Raw genomic sequence first — 18,979 nt, forward strand, 5'->3', positions numbered from 1 at the left:
CCGGCGCTCCGGCCGGGTCGTCAGCGGCGGCGCTGCGCCTTGGTCTGCTTGCGTGCCGCCTCCCGGCGCTGCCGGCGGGTGCCCGTCGTCCCGGGCGCGGACGCGGCCGGCGACGATGTCGCGGGGCTGCGCCGCACCTGGGCACTGCCGTCCTCGGCCGGCCCGGTGTAGGTGAGGTTGCGCTCCTCGTCCTCGTCGAGCCCCTTCGCGCGCAGCGCGGCCGGAGCGGGCGCGGGAGCAGGAGGTGCCGGGGCGGGAGCAGGCTTCGCCAGGGTGGGGGCGGCCTGCGCCGTGACGGCCGCGGACGCGGCGGTGACGCTGACGCCCGGGGCCGGCTGCGGCTGCGCCGCCTCGACCTGCAGGTTGAACAGGAATCCGACGGACTCCTCCTTCAGGCCCTCGAGCATGCCGATGAACATGTCGTAGCCCTCGCGCTGGTACTCGACGAGCGGGTCGCGCTGCGCCATCGCCCGCAGGCCGATGCCCTCCTTGAGGTAGTCCATCTCGTAGAGGTGCTCCCGCCACTTGCGGTCGAGCACCGACAGCAGGACGCGGCGCTCGAGCTCGCGCATGCCGCCCTCGCCGGCGACGGCGTCGATCTCCGCCTCGCGACGGGCGTACGCGGCGCGCGCGTCCTCCAGCAGGGCCTCGCGCAGTTCCTCGCGGCTGAGGTCCGCGGGCTCGCCGTTCGTGGAGACGGTGAGTTCCTTGTGGTCGATGCCCACCGGGTAGAGGGTCTTCAGCGCCGTCCACAGCTGCTCGAGGTCCCAGTCCTCGACGTAGCCCTCGGCGGTGGCGCCGTCGACGTACGCGGTGACCACATCCGCGATCATGTGCTCGACCTGGCCCTCGAGGTCCTCCCCGCGGAGGATGCGGCGGCGCTCGTCGTAGATGACGGTGCGCTGCTGGTTCATCACCTCGTCGTACTTCAGGACGTTCTTGCGGATCTCGAAGTTCTGCTGCTCGACCTGCGTCTGCGCGCTCTTGATGGCCTTCGAGACCATCTTCGCCTCGATCGGCACGTCGTCGGGCAGGTTCAGGCGGGTCATGATCGACTCGAGTGCCGCGCCGTTGAAGCGGCGCATCAGCTCGTCGCCGAGCGAGAGGTAGAAGCGCGACTCACCCGGATCGCCCTGCCGGCCGGAACGGCCGCGCAGCTGGTTGTCGATACGGCGGGACTCGTGCCGCTCGGTGCCGAGGACGTACAGGCCGCCCGCCGCCCGGACCTTGTCGGCGTCGGCCTTGACCTCGGCGTTGATCCGCTCGATCACCTCGTCCCAGGCCGCCTCGTACTCCTCGGGCGTGTGGACCGGGTCGAGACCCCGCTTGCGCAGCTCCACGTCGGCCAGGATGTCCGGGTTGCCCCCGAGCACGATGTCGGTACCGCGACCGGCCATGTTGGTGGCGACGGTCACCGCGCCGGACCGGCCGGCCTCGGCGATGATCGTCGCCTCCTGCTCGTGGAACTTGGCGTTGAGCACGTTGTGCGGGATGCCGCGCTTGGTGAACTGCTTGGACAGGTATTCGGAGCGTTCGACGCTGGTGGTGCCGATCAGGACCGGCTGGCCCTTGGCGTGGCGCTCGGCGACGTCGTCGACGACGGCCGCGAACTTCGCCTCCTCCGTCTTGTAGATCAGGTCGCCCTGGTCCGCGCGGACCATCGGCTTGTTCGTCGGGATCGGGATCACGCCGAGCTCGTAGATCTGGTGCAGCTCCGCGGCCTCGGTCTCGGCGGTGCCCGTCATGCCGGAGAGCTTGTCGTAGAGGCGGAAGTAGTTCTGCAGCGTGATCGTGGCGAGCGTCTGGTTCTCCGCCTTGATCTCGACGCCTTCCTTGGCCTCGATGGCCTGGTGCATGCCCTCGTTGTAGCGCCGTCCGACGAGGATGCGGCCGGTGAACTCGTCGACGATGATCACCTCGCCGTTGCGGACGATGTAGTCCTTGTCGCGCTGGTACAGCTCCTTGGCCTTGATGGCGTTGTTGAGGTAGCTCACCAGCGGCGAGTTCGCCGCCTCGTACAGGTTGTCGATGCCGAGCTGGTCCTCGACGAGCTCCACCCCCGCCTCGTGCACGCCGATGGTGCGCTTCTTGATGTCCACCTCGTAGTGGACGTCCTTCTTCAGCAGCGGCGCGATCCGCGCGAACTCGGCGTACCACTTGCTCGACGCGTCGGCCGGGCCCGAGATGATCAGCGGCGTGCGGGCCTCGTCGATGAGGATCGAGTCGACCTCGTCGACGATCGCGAAGTTGTGGCCGCGCTGCACGAGATCGTCGAGCGAGTGCGTCATGTTGTCGCGCAGATAGTCGAAGCCGAACTCGTTGTTGGTGCCGTAGGTGATGTCCGCGGCGTACGCGGCGCGCCGCTCGGCGGGCGGGAGGCCGGACAGGATCACCGCGGTCTCGAGCCCGAGGGACCGGTGCACCCGGCCCATCCACTCGGAGTCGCGCTTGGCGAGGTAGTCGTTGACCGTCACCACGTGCACGCCCTCGTCGGCGATGGCGTTGAGGTAGGCGGGCAGCACACAGGTCAGGGTCTTGCCCTCACCGGTCTTCATCTCGGCGATGTTGCCGAAGTGCAGCGCCGCGCCGCCCATGATCTGAACCGGGTAGTGCTTCTGGCCCAGCACCCGCCACGACGCCTCGCGGGCCGTCGCGAACGCCTCGGGCAGCAGCTCGTCGAGGGTCTCGCCGTCCTGGTAACGCCGGCGGAACTCGTCCGTCTTGGCCCGCAACTGCTCGTCGGTGAGCGTCTCGAACTCGGGTGAGAGGGAATCGACGTGGTCGGCGATGTGCTTGAGCCGCTTGACCATGCGACCTTCACCGACTCGGAGCAGCTTCGACAGCGACAGCACGGGCGTGTTCGTCCTCAATCTCGGGTACAGCACGGGCAACGAAAATCCGGCCGAGGCCTGTATCGACCCCGGCCGGATTCCATGGTAGGCGGTCTTTCAGCGAGGTGACGACGGGCGACCGCTCGGCAGGGTGGCGCGCGAGGCGCCGCCGCTCCGCGGTGCGGTCGTCACACCAGCCGGATCAATCCGTAGTCGAACGCGTGCCGGCGGTAGACGACCGAGGGACTGTCGGTCTCCTTGTCGTGGAACAGGTAGAAGTCGTGCCCCACCAGCTCCATCTCGTACAGCGCGTCGTCGACGGTCATCGGCTCGGCCGTGTGCTCCTTCGTGCGCACGATCCGGCCCGGACCTGTGGGCTCGGGCTCGTGCTGTTCCAGCGAGATCTCCGGTGAGATGCCGAGGGAGTCGTCCTTGGCGAGTTGCGCGGTGGCCTCGGCGACCGAGACGGGGGTCTTCTCCCCGTGGTGCACCTTGCGGCGGTCCTTCGTGCGACGCAACCGCGACTCCAGCTTGTCCGTCACGGACTCGAAGGCGGCGTAGAAACTGTCCGCGGACGCCTCCGCGCGCACCACCGGTCCCTTGGCCCGAGCGGTGATCTCGACTCTCTGACAACTCTTCAGCTGCCGGCGATTGCGCTCGTGCTGCAACTCCACATCGAACAGGAAGATCGTCGGGTCGAAACGTTCGAGCCGAGCGAGCTTCTCGGACACGTAGACCCGGAAGTGATCCGGGACCTCGACGTTGCGCCCCTTGACGACGATGTCGGCGCGGGGACCGTTGGACTCCGCAGTACCGGCTTCGGCCTCTGCAGCGGGAACCTTGGACTTCGAAGGGATCGTCACTCGTACCTCCCGAGTACGGCCGGCGCAGCTCGCGCGCCGGCATGATCGACGAGCGCGAAACGCGCTCCGCCCGACACGACGGTCAGGGGCGTTTTGCGCCCGCTACCTGTGTTTTCGGGTCTGAGGGCGACGGTAGTACGGAACGGCGGGGAGTGCCACCGTTCCGTCGAATTTCACGCCGTGGTCACCTCGTGGCAGGACCGATGTCCCCCTTCTCGCGGACCCACGTCCCGCGGCGCAGGGCCCTCCGGCTCGCTACGCGGCGGCGATCACCAGCACCCCGCACGGGCGATGGCCCGCGGCCCGCAGGACCCGCACCGACTCCGCCGCGGTGGCGCCGGTGGTGACGACGTCGTCGACGAGCAGCACCGCCGCCCCGGGCGGCGGACCCGCCGCCGTCCGGATCCGCACCCGGCCGGCCAGGTTGCGCTGCCGCTGGGCGGCCGACAGCCCCACCGAATCCCGGACGCCGCGCCCGGTGCCGAGGAGGCCGCAGACCTCGAGCCGCCGGTCGTGGCCGGCGGCCACGCGCGCCGCGCGCGTCACCGGGTCGCCGCCGCGTGACCGCGCCGCCCGCGCCCTCGTCGGGGCGGGCACCACGACGACGGGTCCGGCGGGCAGCTCGCCCCAGCGCCGCAACCGCGACACGGCGGTCGCCAGCGCGAGGCCGAGCGGGCCGGCCAGATCGCGCCGGCCGTGTTCCTTGGCCGCGATCACCGCGCGACGGCGGGCGCCGCGGTACGGCCCCAGCGCCCACACCGGCACGTCGGGATCGACCCGGGGCCGGACCCGTGCGGGCACGTCCGCCAGTTCCCGGGCACAGCGCCGGCACCAGCCGACGCCGGCGAGTCCGCAACCGCCGCACTCGACGGGCAGCACCAGATCCAGCAGCGAGGTCAGCACCGCGCCAGTGTGGCCGCCGGCCCCGACATCCCGCGCCGGACCGTCAGCCCGGCAGGACGGGGACCGCCTGCAGCCCGGTCAGGCCGGGTACCTCGCGCCAGTACCGGTCGCCGGCCGGATCGGCGTTGTTCAGCTGGAACACCGCCCGCGAGTCGGCCACGAACTCCGAGGTCGTCGACGCCTCGACGGCGACCACGGGCGGGGTGAGGTTCCGGCTCGGCAGGGCGTCCATGCGGGAGCCGTCCACCGCGACCTGCACGACGGGCACGTCGGAGGCGGACCGTGCCACCACCACGGTGTCCGGGGTGCTCCAGTCCAGCGACAACGCCGGGCTGCCGAGGCCGATGGCGATCTCCCGCGGCGTCGTGAGCGAGAACTCGCCGTTCGACTTCTGCACGACCACCGCGACGTACACGCGGCCGTCCACGATCATCGCCGCGCGCACGCCGTCGCGGGAAAGCCGCAGATCGCTGATCACGTTGCCCACGGCCCGCACGGAGCCGGCGTCGACGGGGAGGACGGTGACCCGGCCGGTGCCCGGCTCGCGCACCACGCGCACCACGTTCGTGCCGTTGACCACGGCCCACACGGAGTTGTCGTCGAGCGCCCACGTCGGCCGCGTGATCGATTCGCCCTGCAGGGCACGTGCCGCCGTCCCGTCGCGGTAGGGGCCGATCAGCAGCTCGGCGGTGGCTTCGGGGGCGGGACGCCCGGTGTCGGCGACGGCGGCCGCGAGCTCGCCGTCGTGCGACAGCGCGACCGAGCGCAGGTTCGTCGCGGCGCCGAAGGCCCCGGGCACCGGAGTCACCCCGGTCTCGGCGACACTGACCAGCCCGCCGCCCCGCAGGGCGTGGAGGCCGATGGTGGCGCTCGAGGTGGCCAGCGGGTTCATCGACGCCACGTCCGCGGTGGTCCAGCCGTTCGGGAACCGCTCGTCCAGCGGCTGACCGTCCGCGAGCAGCACGTAGGGCCCGGTGATCTCGGCGTTGGCGAGGGTCCAGATCACCTGTGCCGCCAGCATCTCGCGGCTCTCCTTGCCCAGGGGCTTCAACCCCAGGAAGTCGATCCGGACGCCCCCGAGACCGACACCGACCTGGGTCGTGCGGCCGTCGGCCTTGGTGATCGGCCCCCGCACGGACACCCCGGAGCCGAGTTCCGTGCGCACGGCCGGTGCCAGGGCCGCCTTCGGGCCCTCGATGAGCAGGTCGATCAGCTGTGCCGCGGTCTGGTCCTGGGTCGCGGCGATCCAGCGGGGGTCGGGCACGACCGTGCGCCCGGACGGGTCGACGAAGTACAGCGAGCGTCGCTGGTAGCCGTTGAGGAACTGCGGGCGGTCCATGACGACGCCCGGTCCCATCTCGTCGATGCGCCACTCGCCGCCCGTGAGCACGAGCGTGATCCTGGTTTCGAACGGTCCCTCGTCGGCGCGGTAGACCCCGCCCTCCTCCAGGTGCCCGACCCGGTTGGCGCGGATGACGTACGTCGCGCGCTCGGCGCTGCGCGACTCCGGCAGCACGTCGACCTTGTCCACGATCGTCGCGCTGGCGGCGTCGTCCCACCCGGCCGACATGTCGGCGGTGAGGAACTGCCGGGCCGCGAGGTGGCGGTTCGCCGGGTCGGTGCTGGCGCGCAGGAAGTCGCGCAGGAGCAGGTCCGGTTCCCGGCCCGGTGCCGGCGGGGGGACCGAGGTGGTGGTGGGCTCACGGGCGATGGTGCCGACCGCCTGCGGCGACGACGAGTCCGGCAGGCTGGCACACCCCGACACGGCGACGGTCAGGCCGAGCATCGCCGTGAGGATCGTCTTCGTGCCCCTCATGTGGCGGCTCCCTCGGGCGGGACCGGCACGTGCGCCGAATCCGCGGCCGTCCCGGCGTCGTCGCCGGTCCCGGCATCCGCCGACTCCGCCTCGGCCGGCGCGGCCGCTCCCGGCAGCGGGCGGCCCTGGACCGCACGGACCGTGCTGGGAACGAGCGGCAGCGGACTGCGGCCGACCTTGCGTCCCCGTTCCCGCGGGAGGGTCAGCCGGAAGCAGGACCCCTGGCCGGGCTCGCCCCACGCCTCGAGCTTGCCGTTGTGGAGGTTGGCGTCCTCGACGCTGATCGCCAGGCCGAGACCGGTTCCGCCGGACCGCCGGACCCGCGACGGGTCCGAGCGCCAGAACCGGTTGAAGACGAGTTTCTCCTCGCCCGGACGCAGGCCGACGCCCTGGTCCCGGACGATGAAGGCGGCGGCGTTGTCGTCGGCGCGCAGGCGCAACAGGATGGGTTTTCCCTCCCCGTGGTCGATGGCGTTGGCGAGCAGGTTCCGCAGGATGCGCTCGACGCGGCGCGGATCCACCTCGGCGGTAACGGGTTCGCCGGGCAGGTCGACGATCAGCTCGGTCCCGCTCTCGCGGGCGAGGTGCCGGACGGTGGACACCGCGGCACGGGCGCACATCCGCAGGTCGAGCTGCTCGGCCGCGAGCTCGGCGACGCCGGCGTCGTGACGGCTGATCTCGAGCAGATCACCCAGCAGGCTCTCGAACCGGTCGAGCTCGGTGACGAGCAGCTCCGAGGCCCGCTTCAGGGACGGGTCGAGTTCGTCGCTGCCGTCGTGGATCAGGTCGGCGGCCATCCGCACCGTCGTCAGCGGAGTCCGCAGCTCGTGACTGACGTCCGAGGTGAACCGCTTCTGCAGGTTGCCGAACTCCTCGAGCTGCGTGATCTGCCGCGACAGGCTTTCGGCCATCTCGTTGAAGGACATGGCCAGGCGCGCCATGTCGTCCTCACCGCGCACCGGCATGCGTTCCTTGAGCCGGCCGTCGGCGAACCGGACCGCGATGCGCGACGCCGAGCGGATCGGCAGCACGACCTGGCGCGCGACGATCATCGAGATCGCGGCGAGCAGCACGCCGGCGCCGACGAGCAGCGTGCCCCGCACCAGCGACAGCGTGTTCTCCTCGCCCGCCAGCGGGAACACCAGGTACAGCTCGAGGGTGGAGATGTCCGACGCCGTCGGGGTGCCCACGATCAGGGCCGGGCCGGAGTAACCGTCCGGATCCGACACGGTCGCGAACTGGTAGGAGATCTGGCCCTTCTGCACGAAGGCGCGCAGGTTCTCGGGGATCTGGTCGGCAGGACCGCTCGACGTCGGGGCGCGCGGTCCGTCGCCCGGCACGATCAGCACCGGGTCGAAGGTGCCCGCGACGCCGGTGTCCTGGCCGGCGTCGCTGCCGCGGTTGGTCAATGCCGCGGCGGCCCCGTCGAGCCGTACCTGCAGCGAACCGGAGTCGTCGGCGCCGGCGAGCTGGCCCTCGACGAGTGCGCGGGAGCGCTCGACCTCCTCGGTGGCGGCGTTGATCTTCACCTCGAGCAGCCGCTCGGTGATCTGGCTGGTGAGCACGACACCGAGGACGAGCATCACGATCAGCGACAGCGACAGGGTCGAGACCACGACCCGGAGCTGCAACGATCGCCGCCACGTGTGGGCGAGCCGGTTGCTCACCGCACGTGACCACCTCAGCAGCGGCAGGGTCCTCCTCGTGATCCGCCGCCGCAGTCGGTACCCACCGATCACGGCGGTCCGGCCTTGTAGCCGACGCCACGCACCGTCAGCACCACCTCGGGATTCTCGGGATCCTTCTCGACCTTCGCGCGCAACCGCTGCACATGGACGTTCACCAAGCGGGTGTCGGCCGCGTGCCGGTAGCCCCAGACCTGCTCGAGCAGCACCTCACGGGTGAACACCTGCCGCGGCTTGCGCGCGAGCGCCACCAGCAGATCGAACTCGAGCGGCGTGAGAGAGATCAGTTCGTCCCCACGGCTGACCTTGTGGGCGGGAACGTCGATGGCGATGTCGCCGATGGAGAGCACCTCGGCCGGTTCCTGCTCGGTGCGACGCAGCCGCGCCCGGACCCGGGCCACGAGTTCCTTGGGCTTGAACGGCTTGACGATGTAGTCGTCGGCGCCGGATTCGAGCCCGAGCACCACGTCCACAGTGTCCGACTTGGCGGTGAGCATCACGATGGGCACGCCCGAGTCGGCCCGCAGCACCCGGCACACGTCGATGCCGTTCATGCCCGGGAGCATGAGGTCGAGCAGGACGAGGTCGGGCCGAATCTCTCGGACCGCGTTCAGCGCCTGCGAACCGTCACCCACCACGTACGGCTCGAATCCCTCGCCCCGCAGGACGATCGTGAGCATCTCGGCGAGCGCGGTGTCGTCGTCGACAACCAGAATCCTCGGCTTCATGGCTTCTATCGTGTCACTCCTCGACCGTGGTGAAGCTGATTTGAGATCTCGGCGGCGAGTTGTCGCGGATCGGCGTCGGGTCCGGCAACCCGCCACGGCGACATCCACTGTCGGCGTGCGAGGTCGTCGTACACCTGCCCGGTCCGGGCCTGCAGACCCGAGTCCCGTTCGTACGCGTCCCGATCGCGGGCCGTGTCGGCAGCGGCGCGACTGCGGGCCCGCTGCGCAGCCAGTTCCACGGGCACCCGCAGCAGCAACTGCAGATCCGGTACGGGCAGCGCGAACCGATCGAACTCGAGCTCGCGGACCCATTCCACCGACGGCCCCGAGCCGTCCTCGTGGTGCCGCGCGGCGGTGTAGGCGGCGTTGGACGCGACATACCGGTCGAGCAGCACGATGTCGTTGTCCGCCAGGAGCTTCCGCAACTCGTCGGCGGCGTCGCGCCGATCGAGGGCCCACAGCAGGGCCATCGCCTCGATGCTCGAGGCCGCGTCACCGTGCCGGCCCCGCAGGGCCTCGGCACCGAGGTCGGCGTGCACCGACACGCCGTAGCGCGGAAACGCGAGCGTCGCGACGACGAATCCCGCAGCGCGCCAAGCCTCGACGAGGCCCGCGGACAGTGTCCGCTTGCCGGCCCCGTCGAGCCCCTCCACGACGATCAACGCGCCCATCGGCGGTGTCCTGCGATCCTCGCTACCGTGCTCAGTACCGGTAGTGCTCGGGCTTGTACGGGCCCTCCACGTCGACCCCGATGTACTCGGCCTGGTCCTTGGACAGCTTGGTGAGCTCGCCGCCGAGGGCCTCGACGTGGATGCGGGCGACCTTCTCGTCCAGGTGCTTGGGCAGGCGGTAGACCTCGTTGTCGTACTCGTCCGGCTTGGTCCACAGCTCGATCTGGGCGATCACCTGGTTGGCGAACGAATTGCTCATCACGAACGACGGATGGCCCGTGGCGTTGCCGAGGTTGAGCAACCGGCCCTCGGACAGCACGAGGATGGAATGCCCGTCGGCGAAACGGAACTCGTCGACCTGCGGCTTGATGTTGATGCGGGTGACGTCCGCCGCCCGCTCGAGGCCGGCCATGTCGATCTCGTTGTCGAAGTGGCCGATGTTGCCCAGGATCGCCTGGTGCTTCATGCGGCGCATGTGGTCGAAGGTGATGATGTCCTTGTTGCCGGTCGCGGTGATCACGATGTCGGCCTGCTCGATGAAGCCCTCGACCGTGACGACATCGAAGCCGTCCATCAGCGCCTGCAGCGCGTTGATCGGGTCGATCTCGGTGACGGACACGCGCGCACCCTGCCCGCGCAGCGCCTCCGCGCAGCCCTTGCCGACGTCCCCGTAGCCGCACACCAGGGCGGCCTTGCCGCCGATGAGCACGTCGGTACCGCGGTTGATGCCGTCGAGCAGCGAGTGCCGGGTGCCGTACTTGTTGTCGAACTTGCTCTTGGTGACCGAGTCGTTGACGTTGATCGCGGGGAACGCCAGGTCGCCGCCGGCCGAGAGCTGGTACAGCCGCAGCACACCGGTGGTGGTCTCCTCGGTGACGCCGCGCACCGACTCGGCGATCGCCGTCCACTTCTTCGCGTCCTGCGCGAGGGACTCGCGCAGCAGCGCCAGGAACACCCGGTACTCGGCGGAGTCGTGCTCCTCGTCCACCGGCGGCACCACACCCGCCTTCTCGAACTGCGCGCCCTTGAGCACCAGCATGGTGGCGTCACCGCCGTCGTCGAGGATCATGTTGGCCGGCCGCGGTGTCCCGTCGGCGGCGGCGGGCCAGGTGAGCATCTGCTCGGCAGCCCACCAGTACTCCTCGAGGGTCTCGCCCTTCCACGCGAACACCGGCACACCGCGCGGGGCCTCCACGGTGCCGTGCGGGCCGACGACGACCGCAGCGGCGGCATGGTCCTGGGTCGAGAAGATGTTGCACGAGGCCCAGCGCACCTCGGCGCCGAGCGCGACGAGCGTCTCGATCAGCACGGCCGTCTGGACGGTCATGTGCAGCGAGCCGGAGATCCGCGCGCCCTTCAGCGGCAGCACCTCCGCGTACTCGCGGCGCAGCGCCATCAGGCCGGGCATCTCGTGCTCGGCCAGCCGGATCTCCTTGCGGCCGAATTCGGCGAGGGACAGATCGGCGACCTTGAAGTCGATCCCATTCAGCTGGTCGGCCACGAGCTTGGTGTCGGACACGTGAGAATGCCTCTCCTGTTGTCAGTCGGTTCTGCCAACAGGCTATACAACTCGCTGCTCAGTCGTGCCGGGCGGAGCGATCGATGAACGGCCCGAGCAGCTCCGCCAGGTCCGCGGCGACGTCCCGGTCGGACTCGGGCGGCATGGAGATGTAGCTCATCGCGATGCGCACGATCGCGCGGCCGAGGATGCCCGCATCCGACGCGGACGCCTGGACCCAGCTGCGCTGGAAGGTTTCCGACAGCCGGGCGGAGGCCCGCTCGATGAGCGGCGCCGAATCGGTGGTGATCAACCGCAACAGGTCGGGCTTGGCCTCGCCGCGCAGCAGCGACTGGATCAGCGGGTCGGCGCTGCTCTCGACGAAGAACGACGTGAATCCCTCGACGAGGGCGTCGCGCGCCTGCCCCACATGGCTGTAGATCGCGTCGTCGACGGCGTCGACGAACTGATCGACCAGGCGCAGGGCATACGCCTGGGCCAGGCCCTGCCGCGAGGCGAACTCGTTGTAGAGCGTCTGCCGGCTCACACCGGCGCCCCGGGCGACGTCCGTCATGGTGACGGCGGACCAGTCGCGGGCGGTGAGCAGGTCCCGCATGGCATCGAGCACCGAGTTGCGCAGCAGCATCCGGCTGGCCTCGTGGAACGGTACGCGTTGCCGGTCCTCGGGTTCCCCGGCTCGCGGGGGCTCCCCGGCGGGGGACGATTCGTGCACGATCGACATGCCGCGACGTTTTCACGCGGCGCGGGTCCCGTCAACACGAATGGAGCTAGCGGCGCGGCGCCGCCGGTTCCGCCAGTACCGAGTGCCGGCGACTGTAGGTGAAGTAGACGACCACGCCGATCACCATCCACACCACGAACCGCAACCACGTCTCCACCGACAGGTTGGCCATCAGCCACACGCACGCGAGTACCGCGAGAATCGGCACGAGCGGCACCGCGGGCACCCGGAATCCGCGCTCGAGATCCGGACGGGTCCGGCGCAGCACGATCACCCCGATCGAAACCAGGACGAACGCGAAGAGCGTCCCGATGTTGACCATCTCCTCGAGGGTGCCGAGCGGAATGAGGCCGGCGAGGACGGCAACCACGACCGTCACCAGCACGGTCGTCCGCACCGGGGTACCGTGCCGGCCGGTGTGCGACAACCGTCGCGGGACGAGGCCGTCGCGTGCCATCGCGAACAGCACCCGGGTCTGGCCCAGCATCAGGACCATCACGACGGTGGTCAGGCCGGCGAGGGCACCGACCGAGATGAGGTTCTTGGCCCAGTCCATCCCGTTCAGCGCGAACGCCGTCGCGAGCGTCGACTCGTCTCCGGCCAGTTCCTTGTAGTTCACCATCCCGGTGAGGACGAGGCTCACCGCCACGTACAGCACGGTGACGATCGCGAGGGAGCCCAGGATCCCGATGGGCACGGCCCGCTGGGGATGCCGCGTCTCCTCCGCGGTGGTGGCGACCACGTCGAACCCGATGAATGCGAAGAACACCAGGCTCGCCGCGGCGAGCAGGCCGTACCACCCGAACGTGCTGCCCCCGGCCCCGGTGAGGAACGAGAACAGCGACTGCCGCAGGCCCTCACCGGTCGAGGCAGATTCCGACGGCGGGACGTACGGGGTGTAGTTGTCGGTGTCGATGTAGAAGACGCCGAGCGCGACAACGAACAGGACGACGGCGATCTTGATCGAGGTGATCACCAGCGACACGCGCGAGGAGAGCTTCGTGCCTGTGGCTACGAGTACGCCGATCACCACGACGATCAGGATCGCACCCCAGTCCACCTTCACGGGCCCGAGAGAAGCCACCGGCGACAGGCCGCCGAGCACCTCGCCGAGATACAGCGACCAGCCCTTGCCGACCACGGCGGCGGCGAGAGCGAACTCGAGGATGAGGTCCCAGCCGATGATCCATGCGACGAACTCGCCGAACGTCGCGAAGGAGAAGGTGTAGGCGCTCCCGGCGACGGGCACGGTCGACGCGAACTCGGCGTAGCACAGCGCCGCGAGCGCGCAGGCCACAGCCGCGAGCACGAACGCGAGGGACACGGACGGGCCGGCGACGTTCCCGGCCGTCCGGGCCGTGAGGGTGAAGATGCCGGCGCCGATGACGACGGCCACGCCGAACACGATCAGGTCCCACGCTGTGAGGTCCTTGCGCAGACGGGAATCCGGTTCGTCGGTGTCGAGGATGGATCGCTCCACCGACTTGGTCCGGAACAGTCCGCTGCGGGATACGCCGCCGGTCTCGGTCATCGGGCACTCCCCTTTCTCCGGAGCGGAAGTACCCGGAGTGGCGCCCTCCCAAGCCTAAGCCACAGGGGTACGGAACAGGTCGGGCTCGAGGTGGATCAGCCGAACGGCGGGGACGACGGCCCCGACCCGGGCATCGGGTCGTCGATCGCGGACAACGAGCCGAGGGAGAACAGCACCCCCTCATCGATCGGAAACGAGCGTGTTTCTGCTAGTCGACGGGAGCGCCGGTGTCCGCCAACCGCGCGCGGAACAGTTGCGCCGGCTCGCCGGCCGCCCGCACCGTGACGGCCGGGTCGGAGGCCGACAGCCACACCGCCTGGCCGGCCGACAGCTGCAGGCTCCGCCCACCGCATTCCACCCCGGCCACCCCGGCGGTGCACAACAGGATCTGCGGGCCGCACGGCGGCAGGGTGACGGCGTCCGGTGCGGCACCGGAGCCGGCGGCGACGTCGACGCGTGACAGCGCGAACTCCGGGGCCGGAGTCCGGTAGCGCACCTCGCCCGGCCCGGACGGCTCCGGTTCGAGGATCGGCACATCCACGGGACGGAAATCGAGCACCCGCAGCAACTCCGGCACGTCGACGTGTTTCGGCGTGAGGCCGCCGCGCAGCACGTTGTCCGAGTTGGCCATGATCTCCACGGCCATGCCGTGCAGGTACGCGTGCAGGTTCCCGGCGGCGAGGAACAGGCCCTGTCCCGGCTCGAGGGTGATCCGGTTGAGCAGTACCGCAGCGAGCACCCCCGCGTCGCCCGGGTAGAACTCGGCCAGCTGCAGCACGGTCCGCACCTCCTCGGCGAACGAGGCCGTGCCGTTGCCGTTGTGCGTCGCCAGGTACGTCACGCAGCCGTCGAGCACCCGCGGCAGCAACGCCGACAGCACCGACTGCGGCAGGGTGATCCAGATGGTGAACAGCGCCCGCAGGCCGTCCGAGTCGGGCTGCCCGGCGAGCAACCCGATGTACGGGTCGAGCTCGGGAACCTCGAGGGCGCCGAGCAGCTCGACGGTGCGGTGCGGATCCCGGAAACCGGCGAGCGCCTCGAAGCGGGTGAGCGCGACGACGAGTTCGGGCTTGTGGCTCGCATCGCGGTAGTTCCGCACCGGCGACTCGAGGGGCAGGCCCGCGGCCTCCTCCCGGGCGAAGCCCTCGGCGGCCTGTTCGGCGCTCGGATGGGCCTGCAACGACAGTGGCTCCTCGGCGGCGAGCAACTTGAGCAGGAACGGCAGCCGGGGTCCGAACCGGCTCAGTGTCGCCGGCCCCAGATGCCCGCCCGGATCGGCCTCGAGCACGTCGAGCAGCGATGCGCTCCCGCCCGGGCTGTCGCCGTTGGCGCTCACCACGCGCGCCGGGTCCGCGGGATGCGCACCGAGCCACAGTTCCGCCTCCGGATGTGCGGACGGCACGGTACGGCCGCACAGCGCCGCGATCGCGGTGCGCGAACCCCAGGCATACGAACGCAGCGCACCTTCGAGTCGGAGCACTAGCAACCACCGACCAACCGCAGATAGGCCGCGGCCATCTCGAATCGCACGGCCAGCACCGCCACCTGCTCCGGCACCGGCGGCACCGCCTTCGCCTCGAACTCCCCCACCACCGATACCAACTCCATGTCCGGCAGCGCTGCCGCGCGCCGCTCCGCCTGCCGCCGATCCTCCTCCACGCTCAGCACGAACACCCGCGCCGGGGGTGCGGGCACCGGCCCGTCGAGCTGTTCGTCGTGGAAGAACGGATCGTAGGGTTCCCCGCTCGCCGACGGCCTCGCGATGAGCCGGTCCCGGGCGGCGAGGACGTCCGACAACGCCGACGCCGACGCGATCACCCCGGCCACCTGCAACAGGGACTCCCCGGCGTGCCGGGCCAGCGCGGCCGTCACCGCGGAGTCGCCGGCCAGCGCCACCCGACGCGACTGGATGCGGGCCGCGAGCGCCTTCGCCGGGTTGTGGAACACCTCGCTGCCCGGCTGGTCGCGACCGGCCTCCGCGTCCGCCGAATCGGCGAGGTCGGCCAGCGGGGGAACCGCGCCCGCCGTGCGGGTGGCCTCCATCGCGACCACCACCGCGAGGAACACGGCGAGGTGCCGCAGGAGTGAGTACGCCACCGGCACCCGGATCCGCGGGGGCAGCAGCGTCGCACGGCCGGCGGTCGCCGCCCGGATCGGCCCCTCGTCCGGGGCGTCGACGACCACCTCGGCCCCGCGCCGCAGGGCCGCGGCGACCGACTCGGCGAGCTGCGGGTCGCCCGCGTCGTCGCCCGCGACGACGACGACGTCGAGCGGGCCGACCCACGGCGGCGTGACGGGGGCCGTGACCAGCGGCACAGCCGAGCGGGCCGCAAGCATCGCGACGACCAGCTCGCCCGCGCGCGCGGCGCGCGCGTCGCCGCACACGAGCACCACGCTGCGGGGGTGCAGGCCGTGCAGGCGGTCGAGGATCTGCTCGTCGACGGCCGCGGCGGTGGCCCGGATCTGGGCCCCACCGAGCGCGGCGAACCGCAGGATCCCGTCGACGTCCGCGTCGATCAGGGCGTCCGTGTCGTCCAAGTCGAGGAACGAAGAGGGAGCCGTCATGGCTGCGCCACCATCCTTCCGACTCGAACCGTCCCGGCGCCGGGCCCCGGGAACTCGATTATCCCCGCCACGGATACTTCCGTCACGCGCGCACGATTGCCAGGATTTCCCTCACCAGCGCGTCGACCTGTTCGGCGGTGCGGGCCTCGACGTTGAGCCGCAGCAGCGGCTCGGTGTTGGAGGCGCGCAGGTTGAACCAGGCGCCGTCGGCGAGGTCGACGGTGACGCCGTCGAGCCGGTCGACCGATTCGGCACGATCGCCGAATGCCTCGAGCACGGCGGCGGTGCGCTCCGCGGCGTCGGCGACGGTGGAGTTGATCTCCCCGGACGCCGCGTACCGGTCGTAGCCGGCCATCAGCTCGGACAGCGGCCGGTCCTGCCCGGCGAGCGCGGCGAGCACGTGCAGCGCGGCGAGCATGCCCGAGTCCGCGCCCCAGAAGTCGCGGAAGTAGTAGTGCGCGGAGTGCTCCCCCCCGAACACGGCCCCGGTCTCGGCCATCTGCTGCTTGATGAACGAGTGCCCGACGCGGGTGCGGACGGGCTTGCCGCCGAGTTCGGCGACCAGTTCCGGCACGGCGCGCGAGGTGATGAGGTTGTGGATGATCGTCGACCCGGGTTCCTTGGCGAGTTCCCGCGCGGCCACCAGCGCGGTGACCGCCGACGGAGTGACCGGCTCGCCGCGCTCGTCGACGACGAAGCAGCGGTCGGCGTCGCCGTCGAAGGCGAGTCCGAGGTCGGCACCGGATTCGCGCACGAGCTTCTGCAGGTCCACCAGGTTGGCGGGATCGAGCGGGTTGGCCTCGTGGTTGGGGAAGGTGCCGTCGAGTTCGAAGTACAGCGGCACGAGGTCGATCGGGAGCGCGCCGAACACCGCCGGCACCGTGTGCCCGCCCATGCCGTTGCCGGCGTCGACGGCGACCTTCAGCGGGCGCATCGCCGACAGTTCCACCCGCGAGCGGACGAACGCGGCGTAGTCGGCGAGCACGTCCCGTTCGGAGACGGTGCCGGGGGCGCCGTCGAAGTCCGGGACGCCGGCGACGAGTTCGGCGGCGATGGTGGCGAGGCCGGTCTCCTGCCCGACCGGCTTCGCCCCGGCCCGGCACAGCTTGATGCCGTTGTAGCGCGCCGGGTTGTGGCTCGCGGTGAACATGGCGCCGGGGGCCTTGAGGATGCCGGAGGCGAAGTACAGCTGGTCGGTGGAGGCGAGTCCGATGTGCACGACGTCGAGTCCCTGGGCGGTGACGCCGGCGGCGAAGGCCTGCGACAGCTGCGGGGACGATTCGCGCATGTCGTGGCCGATCACGATGCGGGTGGCGCCGCCGTCGCGCATCAGGCGAGCGAAGGAGGCTCCGACATCACGGACGAACCCCGCATCGAGCTGTTCTCCCACCACGCCACGCACGTCGTATGCCTTGACCACGGCGGACACGGACTCGGCAGATCTCGCCACTGTTGCTGCTCCTGATCGTCGACTGGCACCGCCGCCTCCGCGGCGGGGCACGGTCAGCCTAGTGGGCGACGATCAGGACGTGGGATCGGGCAACACGCGCAGGTGGCCACGGCGGCCGGTGCGGGCCGTGGGCGGCGCGGCCAGCGCCGTGGGGACACCGGAATCGGTGTCGTCGGAGTCGGTTCGGGCACGCTCGCCGAGACCGGCCTCACGCACCGCCTCGGCCAGGGCGGTCAGGTCGTCCTCGTCCGGAGTGCCGGTGGTGAAGGCACCCTCGTACCGGACCAGCTCCCACCCCTTCGGCGCGGTGATCCGCGAGCCGTGCGATTCGCACAGATCCCACGAGTGCGGCTCGGCGACCGTCGCCAGCGGACCGACGACCGCGGTGGAGTCCGAGTACACGTAGGTCAGCGTCGCAACAGCAGGGTTCTTGCACCCAGGCCGGCAGCATCGACGCAGTGATCTCACAGTCGGAGAGTAGCGCGCCGTCCGCCCGGGGACTATCCGGACACACCGGAGAACCCGGTACGGATTTTCGTGTCGTACTGTCCAGAGCATGCACCGATCGCGCCGTTCCCGCCCCGTGACGTCCCGCTCGGTCGCGCGACGCGGCCGCGGCGTGCGCGGGCCGTTGTTCCCGCACGAGTTGCCGGCGTGGCGCTCACGGGCGGAGAAGTTCGACCTGCTCGTGCTGGGGGCGTTCGCCCCGATCGACGCGCAGTGGCACGACCGGCTGACCAAGCTCGATATCGCCGTCGACGAGGTGCCCAAGATCCGCGCCCTCGACCCCGACTCGGTGAACTGGCCGTCGGAGGTGGTCGCGGACGGTCCGGTGCCGCTGTCGCGACTCGTGCCCGCGGGGATCGACCGCCGCGGCGCCGCGACGCGGGCCCGGATCGTGCTCTTCCGCCGCCCGCTCGAACTGCGGGCGAAGGATCCCGAGGATCTCACCGATCTGGTCCACGACGTGCTCGTGCACCAGGTCGCCACCTACCTCGGCGTGGAACCCGAGGTCATCGACCCCGAGCTCGGCGGCTTCGACGAGGACTGACGTCCTCAGACGATGCCGCGCTTGAGGCGCCGGCGCTCCCGCTCCGACAGACCGCCCCAGATGCCGAAGCGCTCGTCGTTGGCCAGCGCGTATTCGAGACACTCGTCCCGGACCTCGCAGCCCAAGCAGATCCGCTTCGCCTCCCGGGTCGATCCGCCCTTCTCGGGGAAGAACGCCTCGGGATCCGTCTGCGCGCACAGCGCGCGTTCCTGCCACTGTTCGTCGCCACCGTCGGACGGGTCGCCGAAACCATCGATCAGGCTGAGCACGGGTCGCGCGGGCGCGTCCCCCCCGATGCCGTCGATATCGTCCCGAACGTCCTCGCCTGCAGTGTCGATGCCTGCAGTGTCGATCCGAGAGCTCTCGAACCATTCGCGCTCGTCGGCCATCGTTCGCCTCCTCACCTGCAGCGCTGCAACTCTCGTCGAAACCGGCCCACTCCGCGCCATCCCCGGTCGAACATGCGTTCGAATGCAGTTCACCACAACCGATCTCGGCCCCGGTTCACTGGAAATGACACTTATGTGATTAGACACGTGGGGCGTGTCGCGGTCAAGCCGAGCGGCGCCGCTGCCTTACCATCCGGGGTTCTCCACCGTGCCGGTGCGCACCCGCCGCCCGGGCGCGCAGGCACCCCGGCAGCCC

General features: G+C 70.7%; 16 protein-coding genes. 1 reads left to right on the forward strand and 15 read right to left on the reverse strand.

The annotated features are described in order from the left end of the window. Nucleotides 1-20: 20 nt before the first annotated feature. From secA to G6039_RS02325, 14 genes are all read right to left on the reverse strand, one after another. On the reverse strand, nucleotides 21-2,852 hold the full coding sequence (gene secA / locus G6039_RS02260) for a preprotein translocase subunit SecA (protein WP_029544610.1): 2,832 nt from the start codon (nucleotides 2,850-2,852) through the stop codon (nucleotides 21-23). A gap of 167 nt (nucleotides 2,853-3,019) precedes the next feature. Beyond that, nucleotides 3,020-3,694 carry a ribosome hibernation-promoting factor, HPF/YfiA family gene (gene hpf, locus G6039_RS02265; protein ID WP_006942687.1) on the reverse strand — a complete coding sequence of 225 codons (675 nt, stop codon included), beginning with the start codon at nucleotides 3,692-3,694 and terminating at the stop codon, nucleotides 3,020-3,022. A 255-nt stretch (nucleotides 3,695-3,949) separates the two neighbouring features. After that, a complete protein-coding gene (locus tag G6039_RS02270; protein WP_152103905.1) occupies nucleotides 3,950-4,597 on the reverse strand; it encodes a ComF family protein in 648 nt (215 codons plus the stop codon). A 43-nt stretch (nucleotides 4,598-4,640) separates the two neighbouring features. Then, the gene (gene lpqB / locus G6039_RS02275; RefSeq protein ID WP_006942676.1) at nucleotides 4,641-6,413 is read right to left on the reverse strand and encodes an MtrAB system accessory lipoprotein LpqB; all 1,773 of its coding nucleotides are present in this window, start codon (nucleotides 6,411-6,413) and stop codon (nucleotides 4,641-4,643) included. After that, on the reverse strand, nucleotides 6,410-8,152 hold the full coding sequence (mtrB, locus tag G6039_RS02280; RefSeq protein ID WP_255326733.1) for an MtrAB system histidine kinase MtrB: 1,743 nt from the start codon (nucleotides 8,150-8,152) through the stop codon (nucleotides 6,410-6,412). The genes lpqB and mtrB overlap by 4 nt, the downstream gene beginning before the upstream one ends. Next, nucleotides 8,149-8,826 (reverse strand): MtrAB system response regulator MtrA, encoded by a 678-nt coding sequence (gene mtrA, locus G6039_RS02285; RefSeq protein WP_006942670.1) that lies wholly within the window; start codon nucleotides 8,824-8,826, stop codon nucleotides 8,149-8,151. Before mtrA ends, mtrB begins: the two co-directional genes overlap by 4 nt. A gap of 5 nt (nucleotides 8,827-8,831) precedes the next feature. Then, nucleotides 8,832-9,497, reverse strand: coding sequence for a dTMP kinase (locus tag G6039_RS02290; RefSeq protein ID WP_029544615.1), 666 nt, complete (start codon nucleotides 9,495-9,497; stop codon nucleotides 8,832-8,834). Nucleotides 9,498-9,528: 31 nt separating this feature from the next. Further along, nucleotides 9,529-11,016, reverse strand: a complete 1,488-nt coding sequence (ahcY, locus tag G6039_RS02295; protein ID WP_006942661.1) for an adenosylhomocysteinase — start codon at nucleotides 11,014-11,016, stop codon at nucleotides 9,529-9,531. Nucleotides 11,017-11,074: 58 nt separating this feature from the next. Continuing rightward, on the reverse strand, nucleotides 11,075-11,737 hold the full coding sequence (locus G6039_RS02300; RefSeq protein ID WP_029544617.1) for a TetR/AcrR family transcriptional regulator: 663 nt from the start codon (nucleotides 11,735-11,737) through the stop codon (nucleotides 11,075-11,077). A gap of 46 nt (nucleotides 11,738-11,783) precedes the next feature. Further along, entirely contained in the window at nucleotides 11,784-13,268 is a 1,485-nt protein-coding gene (locus G6039_RS02305) for an amino acid permease (protein WP_006942659.1), read from the reverse strand. 208 nt (nucleotides 13,269-13,476) lie between these two features. Beyond that, nucleotides 13,477-14,748 carry a mannose-6-phosphate isomerase, class I gene (manA, locus tag G6039_RS02310; protein ID WP_006942657.1) on the reverse strand — a complete coding sequence of 424 codons (1,272 nt, stop codon included), beginning with the start codon at nucleotides 14,746-14,748 and terminating at the stop codon, nucleotides 13,477-13,479. After that, nucleotides 14,748-15,833, reverse strand: a complete 1,086-nt coding sequence (locus tag G6039_RS02315; protein WP_043802402.1) for a hypothetical protein — start codon at nucleotides 15,831-15,833, stop codon at nucleotides 14,748-14,750. Before G6039_RS02315 ends, manA begins: the two co-directional genes overlap by 1 nt. A gap of 82 nt (nucleotides 15,834-15,915) precedes the next feature. Continuing rightward, nucleotides 15,916-17,283 (reverse strand): phosphomannomutase/phosphoglucomutase, encoded by a 1,368-nt coding sequence (locus tag G6039_RS02320; RefSeq protein ID WP_043802398.1) that lies wholly within the window; start codon nucleotides 17,281-17,283, stop codon nucleotides 15,916-15,918. Between the two features lie 72 nt (nucleotides 17,284-17,355). Next, complete coding sequence (locus G6039_RS02325; RefSeq protein WP_170914101.1) at nucleotides 17,356-17,751, reverse strand: DUF3499 domain-containing protein; 396 nt, start codon at nucleotides 17,749-17,751, stop codon at nucleotides 17,356-17,358. Between the two features lie 88 nt (nucleotides 17,752-17,839). Between G6039_RS02325 and G6039_RS02330 the strand changes: the two genes are divergently transcribed. After that, complete coding sequence (locus tag G6039_RS02330; RefSeq protein WP_037201001.1) at nucleotides 17,840-18,334, forward strand: metallopeptidase family protein; 495 nt, start codon at nucleotides 17,840-17,842, stop codon at nucleotides 18,332-18,334. Between the two features lie 5 nt (nucleotides 18,335-18,339). Here G6039_RS02330 and G6039_RS02335 read toward each other — a convergent pair whose 3' ends face one another. Then, nucleotides 18,340-18,603: a WhiB family transcriptional regulator gene (locus tag G6039_RS02335; protein WP_170914112.1), complete on the reverse strand. Its 264-nt coding sequence runs from the start codon at nucleotides 18,601-18,603 to the stop codon at nucleotides 18,340-18,342. Nucleotides 18,604-18,979 lie beyond the last annotated feature (376 nt).

The organism is Rhodococcus aetherivorans (assembly GCF_011058165.1).
GTDB lineage: Bacteria > Actinomycetota > Actinomycetes > Mycobacteriales > Mycobacteriaceae > Rhodococcus > Rhodococcus aetherivorans.

What these genes read in the sequence shown, in the direction of transcription:
- G6039_RS02330 (WP_037201001.1), top strand. Translation starts at nt 17,840, where the DNA reads ATGCACCGATCGCGCCGTTCCCGCCCCGTGACGTCCCGCTCGGTCGCG.
- mtrA (WP_006942670.1), bottom strand. Translation starts at nt 8,826, where the DNA reads ATGAAGCCGAGGATTCTGGTTGTCGACGACGACACCGCGCTCGCCGAG.
- G6039_RS02305 (WP_006942659.1), bottom strand. Translation starts at nt 13,268, where the DNA reads ATGACCGAGACCGGCGGCGTATCCCGCAGCGGACTGTTCCGGACCAAG.
- G6039_RS02290 (WP_029544615.1), bottom strand. Translation starts at nt 9,497, where the DNA reads ATGGGCGCGTTGATCGTCGTGGAGGGGCTCGACGGGGCCGGCAAGCGG.
- G6039_RS02315 (WP_043802402.1), bottom strand. Translation starts at nt 15,833, where the DNA reads ATGACGGCTCCCTCTTCGTTCCTCGACTTGGACGACACGGACGCCCTG.
- lpqB (WP_006942676.1), bottom strand. Translation starts at nt 6,413, where the DNA reads ATGAGGGGCACGAAGACGATCCTCACGGCGATGCTCGGCCTGACCGTC.
- G6039_RS02300 (WP_029544617.1), bottom strand. Translation starts at nt 11,737, where the DNA reads ATGTCGATCGTGCACGAATCGTCCCCCGCCGGGGAGCCCCCGCGAGCC.